14 protein-coding genes are annotated in these 13522 nt (G+C 54.1%); 8 read left to right on the forward strand and 6 right to left on the reverse strand.

Annotation, left to right across the window (positions count from 1 at the left end; translation table 11 throughout):
* Positions 1-48: 48 nt before the first annotated feature.
* From gpsA to H7K52_RS17850, 4 genes are read right to left on the reverse strand one after another with little or no spacing between them, the layout of a single operon-like run.
* On the reverse strand, positions 49-1065 hold the full coding sequence (gpsA, locus tag H7K52_RS17835; protein ID WP_182630286.1) for an NAD(P)H-dependent glycerol-3-phosphate dehydrogenase: 1017 nt from the start codon (positions 1063-1065) through the stop codon (positions 49-51).
* Complete coding sequence (gene secB / locus H7K52_RS17840; protein ID WP_003851281.1) at positions 1065-1535, reverse strand: protein-export chaperone SecB; 471 nt, start codon at positions 1533-1535, stop codon at positions 1065-1067. The genes gpsA and secB overlap by 1 nt, the downstream gene beginning before the upstream one ends.
* Positions 1536-1573: 38 nt before the next feature.
* Positions 1574-1828, reverse strand: coding sequence for a glutaredoxin 3 (gene grxC, locus H7K52_RS17845; protein ID WP_008926942.1), 255 nt, complete (start codon positions 1826-1828; stop codon positions 1574-1576).
* A 19-nt stretch (positions 1829-1847) separates the two neighbouring features.
* On the reverse strand, positions 1848-2279 hold the full coding sequence (locus H7K52_RS17850; protein WP_003851285.1) for a rhodanese-like domain-containing protein: 432 nt from the start codon (positions 2277-2279) through the stop codon (positions 1848-1850).
* Positions 2280-2531: 252 nt separating this feature from the next.
* On the opposite strand from H7K52_RS17850, the gene envC reads away from it, so the two are divergent.
* The 4 genes from envC to H7K52_RS17870 all read left to right on the forward strand — a co-directional run bounded on the left by envC (position 2532) and on the right by H7K52_RS17870 (position 6976).
* On the forward strand, positions 2532-3833 hold the full coding sequence (gene envC / locus H7K52_RS17855) for a murein hydrolase activator EnvC (protein ID WP_003851287.1): 1302 nt from the start codon (positions 2532-2534) through the stop codon (positions 3831-3833).
* A 3-nt stretch (positions 3834-3836) separates the two neighbouring features.
* Positions 3837-4739, forward strand: a complete 903-nt coding sequence (locus H7K52_RS17860) for a divergent polysaccharide deacetylase family protein (RefSeq protein WP_182630287.1) — start codon at positions 3837-3839, stop codon at positions 4737-4739.
* A 103-nt stretch (positions 4740-4842) separates the two neighbouring features.
* A complete protein-coding gene (locus H7K52_RS17865; protein ID WP_182630288.1) occupies positions 4843-6072 on the forward strand; it encodes a glycosyltransferase in 1230 nt (409 codons plus the stop codon).
* On the forward strand, positions 6065-6976 hold the full coding sequence (locus H7K52_RS17870) for a hypothetical protein (protein ID WP_105100105.1): 912 nt from the start codon (positions 6065-6067) through the stop codon (positions 6974-6976). The genes H7K52_RS17865 and H7K52_RS17870 overlap by 8 nt, the downstream gene beginning before the upstream one ends.
* A gap of 28 nt (positions 6977-7004) precedes the next feature.
* On the opposite strand, the gene tdh is transcribed toward H7K52_RS17870, so the two are convergent.
* A complete protein-coding gene (gene tdh / locus H7K52_RS17875) occupies positions 7005-8033 on the reverse strand; it encodes an L-threonine 3-dehydrogenase (RefSeq protein ID WP_008926947.1) in 1029 nt (342 codons plus the stop codon).
* Positions 8034-8043: 10 nt separating this feature from the next.
* Positions 8044-9240 carry a glycine C-acetyltransferase gene (locus H7K52_RS17880; protein ID WP_008926948.1) on the reverse strand — a complete coding sequence of 399 codons (1197 nt, stop codon included), beginning with the start codon at positions 9238-9240 and terminating at the stop codon, positions 8044-8046.
* Between the two features lie 230 nt (positions 9241-9470).
* Between H7K52_RS17880 and rfaD the strand changes: the two genes are divergently transcribed.
* The 4 genes from rfaD to H7K52_RS17900 are packed head-to-tail and all read left to right on the forward strand — an operon-like array spanning position 9471 to position 13514.
* Positions 9471-10403: an ADP-glyceromanno-heptose 6-epimerase gene (rfaD, locus tag H7K52_RS17885; protein ID WP_010258257.1), complete on the forward strand. Its 933-nt coding sequence runs from the start codon at positions 9471-9473 to the stop codon at positions 10401-10403.
* A 17-nt stretch (positions 10404-10420) separates the two neighbouring features.
* Positions 10421-11476, forward strand: a complete 1056-nt coding sequence (gene rfaF, locus H7K52_RS17890) for an ADP-heptose--LPS heptosyltransferase RfaF (RefSeq protein ID WP_003851300.1) — start codon at positions 10421-10423, stop codon at positions 11474-11476.
* Complete coding sequence (gene rfaC / locus H7K52_RS17895; protein ID WP_003851302.1) at positions 11464-12441, forward strand: lipopolysaccharide heptosyltransferase RfaC; 978 nt, start codon at positions 11464-11466, stop codon at positions 12439-12441. The genes rfaF and rfaC overlap by 13 nt, the downstream gene beginning before the upstream one ends.
* On the forward strand, positions 12438-13514 hold the full coding sequence (locus H7K52_RS17900) for a glycosyltransferase family 9 protein (protein ID WP_008926949.1): 1077 nt from the start codon (positions 12438-12440) through the stop codon (positions 13512-13514). The genes rfaC and H7K52_RS17900 overlap by 4 nt, the downstream gene beginning before the upstream one ends.
* Positions 13515-13522: the final 8 nt, after the last annotated feature.

Genomic DNA, 13522 nt, shown 5'->3' on the forward strand with positions numbered 1-13522 from the left:
AAAAGCGCCTGAATGGGCGCTGCAGGTAATGATGCTACGCGTCCTGCGTTAGCAAGTGCTGTTTTCGTCCTTCCTTGTGCGTCCCAGCAAGCTCAATGCTGCATCTCTCGCCGGTTTTTCGCAATACAGCACCTGATAAATCTGCTCGGTAATCGGCATTTCCACACCCAGCCGCGCAGCCAATGCCTTGACTTCTTTGGTGTTTCTATAGCCTTCTACAACTTGTCCGATAATGCGTTGTGCGCTATCTACATCCTCGCCCTGGCCCAGCATCATGCCAAAACGGCGGTTACGCGACTGATTATCAGTACAGGTCAGTACCAGATCGCCCAGACCGGCCATGCCCATAAACGTCGTGGGATCGGCACCCAGCGCTGCACCTAACCGGCTCATTTCAGTCAGACCGCGGGTGATCAGTGCGGTACGCGCATTCGCGCCAAAACCTATTCCGTCGGAGATTCCGGCTCCGATAGCAATCACGTTTTTTACTGCGCCGCCGAGCTGTACGCCAATAAAGTCAGGGTTGTTATAAACACGGAAGCTCTTACCGCAGTGCAGTTTCTGCTGCAGGTCGTCTGCAAACTGCGCATCCGTTGCGGCCAGCGCGATGGCGGTCGGTAATCCGGCTGCCAGTTCTTTCGCAAAAGTGGGTCCGGAGATGACGGCCAGCGGAATAGTATCGCCGACAATTTCACGCGCCACATCCTGCAGCAGACGACCCGTCTCTTTTTCCAGCCCTTTAGTCGCCCAGACAATGCGTGAGTCTGGTCGCAGATGAGGCTTGATCTGCTGCAGCACATCGCCAAAGACATGACTCGGCACCACGATCAATAAGTCGCGGCTGGCAGCAATAGCTTTGGTCAGATCAGATTCAAGGGAAAGATTGTCGGGAAACGGCACATCGGGCAGGAAAGCGGTGTTACAGCGGTCATTCTGAAGTTGAGCCAGATGCGTCGGGTTATGTCCCCACAACAGCACCGGATGGCCGTTACGGGCCAGCGTAATCGCCAAAGCGGTGCCGTAAGAACCGGCACCGATGACGCTAATCGAAGCGTGAGTTTCCATCAGGCATCCTGATGTGGTTCAGCACCTTCTTCACCTTGCTGCTGCTGCAGATAGTTCATGAACAGCGCATCAAAGTTAACCGGTGCCAGGTTCAGCTGCGGGAAGGTACCACGGGATACCAGGCTGGTAATGCATTCGCGAGCGTACGGGAACAGAATGTTCGGGCAGTATGCACCCAGGCAATGTGCCATCTGCGTTCCTTCGATACCGCTGATGGTGAAGATACCGGCCTGCTGAACTTCACACAGGAAAGCCGTCTCTTCGCCCACAGTCGCGGTTACAGTCACACGAAGTACCACTTCGTAAACTTCGTCAGCCAGCTGAGAAGATGCAGTGTCCAGATCCAGTTTAACGTCCGGTTCCCACTCTTTCTGGAAAACCTGCGGGGCATTAGGCGCTTCAAAAGAGATGTCTTTGGTGAAGACGCGCTGAATCTGGAATTGCATTTCGTTCGAGTTATGTTCTGACATGTGACCAAATCCTATGTATGAGATTGTCCGGCGTAAAATTACGCCTGCAGTAAGGGATCTAAACCTTCGCGATTATCGAGTGCGAATAAGTCATCGCAGCCGCCAATGTGCTGCGCATCAATAAAAATCTGAGGCACGGTGGTACGGCCGCTACGCTTGATCATCTCTTCGCGTTTCGCCATGTCCCCATCAATAGGGATCTCCTGAAACGATACGCCTTTTTGCGTTAACAGCGCCTTCGCCCGATGGCAGTAAGGACAGGTGGCCTTGGTATACATTTCAACATTTGCCATGATCAACACCTCTGTATGATTATTTACCGCGGACTAATGGCAGATTTTCACCACTCCAGCCACTGATACCATCTTTCAGCACTGAAACCTGCTCAAAGCCTGCAGCGCTAAGGTGCGCAGCAGAATCACCCGCGCTTTGTCCGGTTGCACATACCACAATTATGGGCTGTGCTTTGTGCTTTGCCAGTTCGTCGATGTTGCCTTTTTTAATCTCAGCGGCTGCCACATTTACAGCGCCTGAAATATGCCCTCTGCGGAAATCGTCGCGCGAACGCACGTCTACCACTACCGCGTCCTCTTTGTTAATCAGGCGGGTTGCTTCACCGCGGCTGATCGTTTTTACCTTAGAGAACATTCCTTTAACGGTAGTCACAATCACCAGAACGAGTAAAACGACCCATGCCAGACTCAGGATGGGGTGATTGCTTGCAAACTGCATAATTTCTTGCATGAGGGGTAACGACTCCAGACCGGGCTAATAAGCTAAAACAAGGGTTCTGAGTATACCTGCGCCACTTCGCATGTACAGATGCTATGCGGCCAGAGTATCGATTTGTGCGCCATTTTCCAAAAAAAGTGGCTGAATAGCAAAAATGGCGTAAGGCTTAATGTATGTCATTGCGAAAGTAGACATAACTGGAAAAGCAAATGCCAGTGGGGAGCACTGGTAAGCGGCGGTTCATCGTGGAATAATCATTGGCCTATGAAGGGAAAAACAACCGTTTCGCACACAAGGACCCGTCGCAACGGCGATAACCTGCCGTTGTTCATACACCTGTCCAGCCTCTCCCTTAGCCTGCTTTGTGCGGGGGCACTGTTATTGCCTGCCGCAGCCCAAAGTGCAGAAGACAGCAAATCTCAGCTGCAGTCCATCCAGCAAAACATTGCTGAGAAAGAGAAAAGCGTCAAAGCGCAGAAGGTGCAACGCAGCAAATTACTGGATCAGCTGCAAAGCCAGGAAAAAATCATCGCGCAGGCAAGCCGTCAGCTGCGTGACACCCGCAATAGCCTCAGCGCCCTGAATAGTGAGATCAAACAGCTCACCACCTCCATCGCCCGTCTTGAAAAACAGCAAACCCAACAGGAAAGCCTGTTATCCGAGCAGCTTGATGCGGCGTTTCGTCAGGGTAAGCACAACGGAGTACAGCTTTTGATGGGCGGTGAAGAGAGCCAGCGCAGTGAGCGTATTCTGGCCTATTTTGGTTATATGAATGCTGCCCGCCAGAAAAGCATTGAATCGCTGCAAAAGACGCGTCAGGACTTAAATCAGCAACGCGTCACACTTGAGCAAAAGCAACAGCAGCAGAAAGACTTACTGGCACAGCAGCAGGGCCAGCAGCAGAAGCTGCAACAGGCGAGCGAAGCACGTAAAAAAACCCTGACGTCGCTGGAAAGCGCGCTGGAAAAAGATCAGGCCGATCTGGTCGAGATGCGCCAGAATGAAAGCCGTCTGCAGGATAAAATCGCCCGGGCGGAACGTGAGGCGCGCGAGCGTGCAGCCCGCGAAGCGCGTGAGGCTGAAAAAGTGCGTCAGCGTCAGGCGCAGGCGAAAGCCAAAGGCTCCAGCTATCAGCCGACCCAGAGCGAACGCGAACTGGTGGCGCGTACTGGTGGGCTCGGTCGTGCGGGCGGTCAGGCGTTGTGGCCGGTTCGCGGACGCATTGAACATCGCTTTGGTGAACAACTACAGGGTGAACTTCGCTGGAAAGGCCTGGTAATTGATGCGCGGGAAGGTACCGAGGTGAAAGCTATCGCCGATGGCCGTGTGCTGATGGCCGACTGGTTACAGGGCTACGGTCTGGTGGTGGTGCTGGAACACGGTAAAGGTGATATGAGTCTGTATGGCTACAACCAAAGTGCGCTGGTGAGCGTGGGTACGCAGGTGAAGGCAGGACAGCCTATTGCACTGGTGGGCACCAGTGGTGGCCGCGGTACCCCATCGCTCTATTTTGAAATCCGACGTCAGGGACAGGCCGTCAATCCACTCCCGTGGTTAGGAAAATAAGTTTTGCTGCAACGTCGAAAACTCCCCGTTCTGATGAGCGCCCTGCTGTTCTGCTCCGCTGCGCAGGCGGGCAAACTGTCCATTGTCATTGATGATGTTGGCTATCGCCCTGCAGAAGAGAACAAGGTCCTGCAGATGCCCCAGGCTATTTCAGTAGCGGTATTACCCAACGCACCCCATGCCCGTGAAATGGCAATTAAAGCGCATCAGGGGGGTCACGAAGTGTTGATCCATCTGCCCATGGCGCCGCTGAGCAAACAGCCGCTGGAAAAAGATACCTTAACGCCGGAGATGAGCAGCGAAGAGGTCGCCCGCATCATGCGCAATGCGGTTAACAACGTGCCTTATGCCGTGGGTCTGAACAATCATATGGGCAGCAGGATGACCTCAAGCCTGCCCGGTATGCAGAAGGTGATGCAGGCGCTGAACCACTATAATCTCTACTTTCTTGATAGCATGACCATCGCCAATAGTCAGGCTATTCCTGCCGCTCAGGGTACCCAGGTCAAAGTGTTAAAACGCCGGGTCTTCCTTGATGACAGCCAGGATATCAACGCCATCCGCCAGCAGTTCAGTCGGGCGGTAAAGCTGGCGCAGCGCGATGGGTACGCCATTGCCATTGGGCATCCTCACCCTAACACCGTACGGGTGCTGCAGCAGATGTTACCCACGCTGCCAGCCGACATTACGCTGGTTCGCCCCAGCGAGCTATTGAACGAATCTCTTCACAACAACGCACGGATGCCTGTGGCACCGACAAAACCGGTGACGCCACGCTTCCGGCCTGCCGACATATGTAAACCGAAGCAGCCGCTGACGCCGGTTCCGGCGACCAGAGCCTTGACAGTCATTGCCGAAAGTGTGAATAACAGTCCGCTGTTTAAGACGCTGAAAAATCTGTTCTGAATTTGCCATGAATGCTAAGTGCTGAGCTTAGCGTTCATTTATGCACAGAAATTACTATAATCCTGGGTCGGGCAATAACGGGCTTTGCGGGAACAGTGTAGGGATGACGATTAATAAACAAAAAATCCTGCTGCTGGACAACGGCAGAGAGTGGGGCGGCGGCACCAACAGCATGCTGGAGCTGTTGAAACGTATCGATCGTCAAAAGTTCGATATTACCTGCTGCTTCTATCACAACTACAGCCGTGGCAACGACGAAACCATCGAAGCCACGCTGAATGCGCTGGCTATTCCGGTCTTTTTTATTCCGCAAATCAGGCAACCACGCTGGGCCAAATTTATAAAAGAAGCCGCACGGGCGCTGCTGTTTTTCAATAAAAAACTCAGGAAACGCACCATTGATAAAGTTGATACACACTGGCGCATTATGCCTAATGCCATCAAAATCAATTCATTGCTGCAACTGGGGAAATTTGACACGCTCTACATGAATAACCAGCCCAGCACCAATGTGGAAGGTTATCTGGCGGCGCGCAGCCTGCCGGTCGCGGTGGTTCAGCACTGCCGTATCGATCCGGTTCTGGAACCGCGGCTGGTTAACATGGTTAATCAGGATTGTCAGGCGGTCATTGCCGTGTCACAGGGTGTTAGTGACACCTTACGCCGCCATGGCGTGGAAGCGGAGCGCTGTTTTACCGTCAGTAATGCTATCGATATCCACCAGCCTCTGCCCAGCCGTCTTGACGTACGCCAGCGTTTTAAACTCTCACCGTCGACCTTTGTGTTTGGCACGATCGGCTCCCTGATATTACGTAAATCTAATCACCACATTCTGCAGGCTCTGGGCCGTTTTAAACGCGCCAACCCCGATGCAGACTGGCGAATGATGATTGTCGGAGCGGGCCCGGAGCTTCAGCATCTGTTGCAACTGGCTACCGCAGAGAACATCCAGCATCACGTGGTCTTTACGGGCTTCCAGAACAATGCGATGGATTACCTTACAGCCTTTGATGCCTTTATTCTTGCCTCACGCAGTGAAGGCTTGCCACGGGTTGTGCTGGAGGCGATGCTGGTAAATACCACCGTCGTGGGCTCCCGCGTAGTCGGCACTGCCGAATTGATCAGTCATGATGAAACCGGGTTGCTGTTTGATTATGGCAACGTGTTGCAACTGACACAGCATCTGACTGCGCTGTGGCAGGATGCGGAGTTACGTCAGCGCCTGACCAATGCGGCAGCGAAACGCGTACGTGAACAGTACGCTATTGAAACCTATATCAGCGGCGTCGAGAATATTTTGCAAAGCGTCGCCAAAAAGAAACCTCATGCTTAATTTTTTGAATCCCCGTTACCGTCATATCAGAGCGCGCCATAACCTGCCTTATTCGAATAGAGCGGTTCAGGGCACTGTGCCGGTCACGTCTGTCGTGATTCCCTGCACTGGCGCGGACTATATTGAAGAAGCCCTGCTCAGTGCTGATTTTGCGGCGCGCTTTGCGACAGAAGCAGAAGAGATTGTGATAGTCAGCGATCAGCCCACTCACGCCTTTGGCAGCCTGCCCGTAAAAACCCGCGTGGCAACGCTGGATGTCCCACACCGGGAAGAGAGCTACCGTTACAAACAGATCTATCGCAGCCGTTTAATCAAATTGCAGGCGCCCCTGCAGGCAAAAGGCGACGGCATTCTGATGATCGATTCCGACCTCAATCTGCTTAAGATGCCTGAAATCATGATGGGTCCAGGCCATCTTTACTCCAGTTTTCGTCAGGGGAAAATGATTGCCAAGCTGGAGGGAGCGCCGGATGAAGCGATTCCCGCCTATTATCCGCACAGTATCAGGCCCTATCTGACAGACCACGTTAACGGCGCTTACCTGGCTGCTACGCGAGAAGTCTGGCAGCGTATTTCACCGCTGTGGCTGACGCTGTTTAATGATACCTGGAATTTAATGAACGACAGCCAGCCGCCTACCGATCAGCTCCCGCTGGCGGTGTTACTGGACATGCTGGATATTAAAACCGTCAATCTGGGGGAATGGGCTAACTGGCCAGTCTCGAAGAAAATTGGCGGACAGTCGGCGGTGATCCCACCTGAAGTGGTTGGCGCTCACGGCGGATTCCCGTTGTCGGAATGGCAAAAATACCTGACCGATCCGCAACAGCCGCTGAACTTTAAAGGCCAGGACTATACGCGTAAAGTCCGCTACCTGACCGATGAAGAGAAAAAGCAAGGCTAATCAGGCGGCCGCCCCGGCGGCCGTTGTTTTAATTCCAGTTCAGTATCACCTTTCCCGAACGTCCTGAACGCATCTCATCAAAGCCCTGCTGGAAATCGTCAATGCCAAAACGATGGGTGATTACAGGCGTTAAATCGAGGCCGGACTGGATCAGTGCTGCCATCTTGTACCAGGTTTCAAACATTTCGCGGCCATAAATTCCCTTGATAAAAAGCCCTTTGAAGATCACCTGATTCCAGTCGATCGCCATCTCCCCCGGCGGAATGCCCAACAGTGCGATGCGCCCGCCGTGGTTCATCACCTCCAGCAGGCTACGAAACGCAGGCGGTGCACCGGACATTTCGAGACCGACATCAAACCCTTCCGTCATACCCAGTGAATGCATCACATCCCTCAAGTTCTCATTCGCCACATTGACCGCACGCGTGACACCCATTTTCCGCGCCAGCTCCAGGCGGTACTCATTGATGTCCGTGATCACAACGTTACGTGCGCCGACATGGCGACAGACCGCTGCAGCCATAATGCCAATTGGGCCTGCGCCGGAGATCAGCACATCCTCGCCGACCAGATCAAACGACAGTGCGGTATGTACGGCGTTGCCGAAGGGGTCGAAGATTGCCGCCAGCTCATCAGAAATATTGTCGGGTATTTTGAACGCATTGAAGGCCGGAATGACCAGATATTCCGCGAAGCACCCCTGGCGGTTAACGCCCACGCCCATCGTATTCCGGCATAGATGCGTGCGTCCAGCGCGGCAGTTGCGGCAGTGCCCACAGGTGATATGCCCCTCACCTGAGACCCGATCGCCAATCGTAAAGCCTTTCACTTCCTGTCCTATCGCAACCACCTCACCCACATATTCATGACCGACAATCATCGGTACCGGGATGGTTTTGCGTGACCAGTCATCCCAGTTATAGATATGGACATCGGTGCCGCAGATGGCGGTTTTACGAATTTTAATCAGCAGATCATTATGACCGGGCTCAGGAACCGGCGCATCGGTCACCATCCAGATGCCCTCTTCCTTCTTCAGTTTGGCGAGTGCTTTCATGACGGACTCCTCAGGCGATGACGCCCAGTTGTTTGCCGATGCGGGTAAAGGCCGCCACCGCACGCTCCAGTTGTTGCTGGGTGTGCGCCGCAGAGATTTGGGTGCGAATGCGTGCCTGACCTTTTGGCACCACCGGATAGAAGAAACCGGTCACGTAGATACCTTCCTGCTGCAGCAGGTGGGCAAACTGCTGGGCGACGCTGGCTTCACCCAGCATCACCGGAATAATGGCGTGGTCGGCACCGGCCAGCGTAAAGCCCGCGGCCGTCATCTGCTCCCGGAAGTAACGGGCGTTATCCCACAGACGCTGACGCAGCCCATCGCCTTCGCTGAGCAGATCCAGCACCCGCAGCGAGGCAGCTACAATAGCCGGGGCAAGTGAGTTGGAGAACAGATAAGGACGGGAGCGCTGACGCAGCCACTCCACTACTTCAGCTTTTGCTGCAGTGTAGCCTCCGGACGCGCCGCCCAGCGCTTTACCCAGCGTGCCGGTAATGATGTCGACCCGACCCATGACGTCGCAATATTCATGGGTTCCGCGTCCGGCATTCCCGACAAAGCCCACCGCATGGGAGTCATCCACCATCACCAGCGCGGAGAACTCATCTGCCAGATCGCAGATGGCGGGCAAATTCGCAATCACCCCATCCATAGAGAAGACGCCATCAGTTGCGATCAAAATATGACGGGCACCTTTATCGCGCGCTTCCTGCAGACAGGCGCGCAACTGCACCATGTCATTATTGGCATAGCGATATCGCTGCGCTTTGCACAGCCGGACGCCATCAATAATGGAGGCGTGATTCAACGCGTCGGAAATTATTGCATCCTGGGCATCAAGCAGGGTTTCAAACAGGCCACCGTTGGCATCGAAACAGGAGGAGTAAAGAATGGCATCCTCCATGCCCAGAAAATCTGCCAGCCGCTTTTCCAGCTGCTTATGACTATCCTGGGTGCCGCAGATAAAGCGCACCGACGCCATGCCAAAACCATGCGAATCCATCCCCGCTTTCGCCGCCTGAATCAGCGCCGGATGGTTCGCCAGACCTAAATAGTTATTGGCGCAGAAGTTAATCACTGCCGGATCGCTGCCCACTGCGATCTCCGTCTGCTGGGCAGAGGTGATGATCCGCTCCTGTTTAAACAGTCCTTCCTGACGTGCATCATCAAGTTGCTGACGAAGTTGTTGATAAAATTGCGCAGGCATCATTGCTCTCCTCAGATGGCAAAAATCTGGCATATCTTACTGAACAGGCCGCTTCTTCACGATAAATCGCCCAACAGAATGTCATTTTTGCAGCATAGTTCACGCCGCGCGGATGTACACACAAAGCGTTACAGAGTCATCTGGCTGTCTGCACCCTGATGAAATGTTATGATGTGAGGTATTCGTGTGTGAAACCTCCTGTTTCACCCCACAACGTTGAAGGTAACAACATGATTATCGTAACTGGCGGCGCAGGAATGATTGGCAGCAACATCGTCAAAGCGCTGAACGATCGCGGTCACACCGACATTCTGGTGGTGGATAATCTGAAGGATGGCACCAAGTTTGCCAATTTAGTCGACCTGGATATCGTCGATTACATGGACAAAGAAGAGTTCCTGATGAGCGTAATGGCGGGCGATGATTTAGGCCCGATCGAAGCGGTATTCCATCAGGGTGCCTGCTCCTCCACCACTGAGTGGGATGGCAAGTACATGATGGAAAACAACTATCAGTACTCTAAAGAGTTGCTTCACTTCTGTCTTGAGCGCGAGATCCCGTTCCTCTACGCCTCTTCTGCAGCGACCTACGGCGGACGCAACGAGAATTTCATTGAAGAGCGCCAGTATGAGCAGCCACTGAATGTCTATGGCTACTCCAAAATGCTGTTCGACCACTATGTCCGCCAGATGCTGCCGGAAGCGAATTCGCCGGTGTGCGGCTTCCGCTATTTCAACGTCTACGGACCGCGTGAAGGCCATAAAGGCAGCATGGCAAGTGTGGCTTTCCATCTGAACACGCAGATCAGCAACGATGAAAATCCAAAACTGTTTGAAGGCAGTGACGGCTTTAAACGTGACTTCATTCACGTTGATGATGTGGCGGAAGTGAACCTGTGGTGCTGGGAAAATGGCGTCTCCGGAATTTACAACTGTGGCACAGGCCGCGCCGAATCCTTCCAGGAAGTGGCTGATGCGGTCCTGAAATTCCATCAGAAAGGCCAGATTGAGTACATTCCGTTCCCGGAAAAACTCAAAGGACGTTATCAGGCTTATACCCAGGCCGATCTCACTAAGCTACGCGCCGCGGGTTACGACAAGCCATTTAAAACAGTGGCCCAGGGCGTTGCTGACTATATGGTCTGGCTGAACCGCAACGCATAAAGGAAGCTGCTCCGGCGATGAAAATTCTGGTAATCGGCCCGTCATGGGTCGGCGATATGATGATGTCGCAAAGTCTCTATCGCACACTCAAGGCCGAACATCCGGATGCAGTGATCGACGTGATGGCACCTGCGTGGTGCCGTCCGTTGCTTTCACGCATGCCGGAGGTGAATCAGGCGCTGGCGATGCCGCTAGGGCATGGCGCACTGGAAATTGGTGAGCGTCGCCGTCTGGGAAAAGTGCTGCGCGCCAGTCACTACGACCGTGCTTATGTGCTGCCTAACTCCTTTAAGTCGGCGCTGGTCCCCTTCTTCGCCGGAATAAAACGCCGCGTCGGCTGGCGCGGTGAAATGCGTTATGGCCTGCTGAACGATTTGCGGGTGCTGGATAAAGCCGCCTTTCCGCTGATGGTTGAGCGCTACGTTGCGCTGGGCTACGACACGCCTGTTGCCTCGGCGGCGCAACTGCCACAGCCGCTGTTATGGCCGAAATTGCAGGTTGAAGAGCAGGAAAAGATTGAAACGGCTGCACAGTTTCAGCTTGCGGCGACCCGTCCGATTATCGGTTTTTGTCCGGGCGCTGAATTTGGTCCGGCCAAACGCTGGCCACACTATCATTACGCCACGCTGGCGAGCCAGTTGATTGCTGACGGCTTCCAGATCGTGCTGTTCGGCTCTGCTAAAGATCGCCCGACAGGTGAAGAGATTATCGCTGCGCTGCCTGAAGCGGCGCGCGGCCATTGCCGTAATCTGGCAGGCGAAACCCAGCTGGAACAGGCGGTCATTCTGCTGGCGCAATGCCGTGCTGTGGTCAGCAACGACTCCGGACTGATGCATATTGCCGCGGCGCTGGATCGTCCACTCGTCGCGCTCTATGGCCCCAGCAGCCCTGACTTCACGCCGCCGCTGGCACGTCAGGCGCGCATTATTCGCCTGATTACTGGCTATCACAAAGTGCGCAAAGGCGATGCCGAACAGGGTTATCACCAGAGCCTGATCGATATCCAGCCTGAGCGCGTACATCAGACGCTGAGCGAACTGCTCGTGCCACAGGAGGTGCCATGCACGTCCTGATTGTTAAAACCTCTTCCATGGGCGATGTTCTGCATTCGCTCCCTGCTCTGACCGATGCAATGCATGCTATTCCCGGCATCCGTTTCGACTGGGTGGTGGAAGAGAATTTTGCGCAGATCCCTGGCTGGCATCCCGCCGTCGATAAGGTGTTACCAGTCGCGATTCGCCGCTGGCGCAAACACTGGTTTGGCAGTCAGCAGCGTGAAGAGCGCGTGCAGTTTAAGCGCGAGTTACAGTCACGTGAGTATGATGTCGTGATTGATGCGCAGGGGCTGATCAAGAGTGCCGCACTGGTCACCCGTTTATCGAAAGGGGTGAAGCATGGACAGGACAGCCGCAGCGCGCGTGAGCCGTTTGCCAGCTGGTGGTATGACGTCCGCCATGAGGTGAGTAAACGGCAGCACGCGGTTGAGCGAACGCGCGAACTCTTCGCCAAAAGCCTGGGCTATGAAAAGCCGCAACACCAGGGTGACTACGCAATTGCCGGGCACTTCCTGCATCATCTGCCCGCTGACGCACAGCATTACCTGGTCTTTCTGCATGCTACAACCCGTGACAACAAGCACTGGCCGGAATCACACTGGCGACAGCTGATTGAACTGATGCAGCCGAGCGGTCTGCGGGTGAAACTGCCCTGGGGTGCTGAGCATGAGCATCAACGTGCACTGCGGCTTGCAGAAGGATTCGGACATGTCGATGTGCTGCCTAAGCTGACGCTGGACGCGATAGCCCAGCAGCTGGCAGGCGCGCGGGCGGTGGTCTCGGTAGATACCGGATTGAGCCATCTGACGGCGGCACTGGATCGTCCCAATCTGACGCTGTATGGCCCGACCGATCCCGGCCTGATTGGCGGTTACGGGCAGAACCAACAGGCTCTGAGCGCCCCGAATCATCGTCTGGCGGAGCTGACCGCTGACTCGGTGGCAGAAAAACTGCAGGCCGTTATTACGGAAAACACGCCATGAACTATGTGTTGATCTACCTGCTGCTGCTGCCTTTCCGGGCGATTATGCGGCTGTTCTACCGGCCAACGGGTCGCAGCTTAATCATCCAGACGGCGAAGATCGGTGATTTTATCAATATCACCCCGATGCTGCGCGCGCTGGGTCAGTCTGAGCTGTTGATCAGCAAAGCGGTGGAGCCGCTGGCGCGTCACGATGACACAGTCAGCCGCTATTTTCTGATTGAAGACGCAAAGCGCAGCTTTTTTACCAAACTGAAGCTCGCGTTCACCCTGATGAACCGCTATGACAACGTTTATCTGGTGCAGCCAAATAGCGTAAACCTGTTCTTTGCCGCGTTATGCAACGCACCGAACAAGCAGTTTCTGCGCACCTATGTGCGTAAGTCCTACCATAAAACCTTCTATCGCAGCGCCAGCGGCATTGTCGACCACGCGAAGACAGATTTAACGCTCGATAGTTACCTGAAGCTGATTAACCGCGACTATCGCTATACCGATTTTCCCAAACATGCGACCTCGCCACTCTGGCAGCCGCCTGCGCCGCCCGCTGCGCTGCTGAATCCACGCAGTGGCATTAAAATAGGCATCAGTATTTCTGCCGGTAACAAGGCCAAGACGATTCCTGCCAGCATCTGGCAGCAGCTGATGACGTCGCTGTCTGACCTGCCCTGCACCTTTTATGTGTTTGGCCCGCCAGCCGAGCAGCCATGGCTGGATGAGTTACTGAGCCTGACCGGCCCAAAAGAGAATATTGTCAGTCTGATTGGTGAGCTAAAGCTGGAAGAGGTTCCCTGGGCCATTTCTCAAATGGATTTCTACATCTGCTCTGACTCTGGCAATGCCTATATTGCGGATGCGCAGCAGATCCCGGTGATCATGCTTTACGGACCGTGTGAAGTCAGGGAACAGCGTCCGGTCAATAACGTGTTGTTCATCGGACCGGATAATATTGCTGCATCAACGTTCGTTTTTTCCACACGTTTTAAGTTTGATCAGCCGGCTGAAAAATTATTCGGGCTGGATGATGATAAACTGACTAGAATACAAACGTTTATTACTCATAATCTGGAATAGTGAAGCGT

The organism is Pantoea hericii, from assembly GCF_014155795.1.
Taxonomy (GTDB): Bacteria; Pseudomonadota; Gammaproteobacteria; order Enterobacterales; family Enterobacteriaceae; genus Pantoea; species Pantoea eucalypti.

Excerpts from the sequence above, each read along its gene's own strand:
- H7K52_RS17900 (WP_008926949.1), top strand. The coding sequence starts at position 12,438 with ATGAACTATGTGTTGATCTACCTGCTGCTGCTGCCTTTCCGGGCGATT.
- tdh (WP_008926947.1), bottom strand. The coding sequence starts at position 8,033 with ATGAAAGCACTCGCCAAACTGAAGAAGGAAGAGGGCATCTGGATGGTG.
- secB (WP_003851281.1), bottom strand. The coding sequence starts at position 1,535 with ATGTCAGAACATAACTCGAACGAAATGCAATTCCAGATTCAGCGCGTC.
- rfaF (WP_003851300.1), top strand. The coding sequence starts at position 10,421 with ATGAAAATTCTGGTAATCGGCCCGTCATGGGTCGGCGATATGATGATG.
- grxC (WP_008926942.1), bottom strand. The coding sequence starts at position 1,828 with ATGGCAAATGTTGAAATGTATACCAAGGCCACCTGTCCTTACTGCCAT.
- rfaC (WP_003851302.1), top strand. The coding sequence starts at position 11,464 with ATGCACGTCCTGATTGTTAAAACCTCTTCCATGGGCGATGTTCTGCAT.
- H7K52_RS17865 (WP_182630288.1), top strand. The coding sequence starts at position 4,843 with ATGACGATTAATAAACAAAAAATCCTGCTGCTGGACAACGGCAGAGAG.
- gpsA (WP_182630286.1), bottom strand. The coding sequence starts at position 1,065 with ATGGAAACTCACGCTTCGATTAGCGTCATCGGTGCCGGTTCTTACGGC.
- envC (WP_003851287.1), top strand. The coding sequence starts at position 2,532 with ATGAAGGGAAAAACAACCGTTTCGCACACAAGGACCCGTCGCAACGGC.
- rfaD (WP_010258257.1), top strand. The coding sequence starts at position 9,471 with ATGATTATCGTAACTGGCGGCGCAGGAATGATTGGCAGCAACATCGTC.
- H7K52_RS17880 (WP_008926948.1), bottom strand. The coding sequence starts at position 9,240 with ATGCCTGCGCAATTTTATCAACAACTTCGTCAGCAACTTGATGATGCA.
- H7K52_RS17870 (WP_105100105.1), top strand. The coding sequence starts at position 6,065 with ATGCTTAATTTTTTGAATCCCCGTTACCGTCATATCAGAGCGCGCCAT.
- H7K52_RS17850 (WP_003851285.1), bottom strand. The coding sequence starts at position 2,279 with ATGCAAGAAATTATGCAGTTTGCAAGCAATCACCCCATCCTGAGTCTG.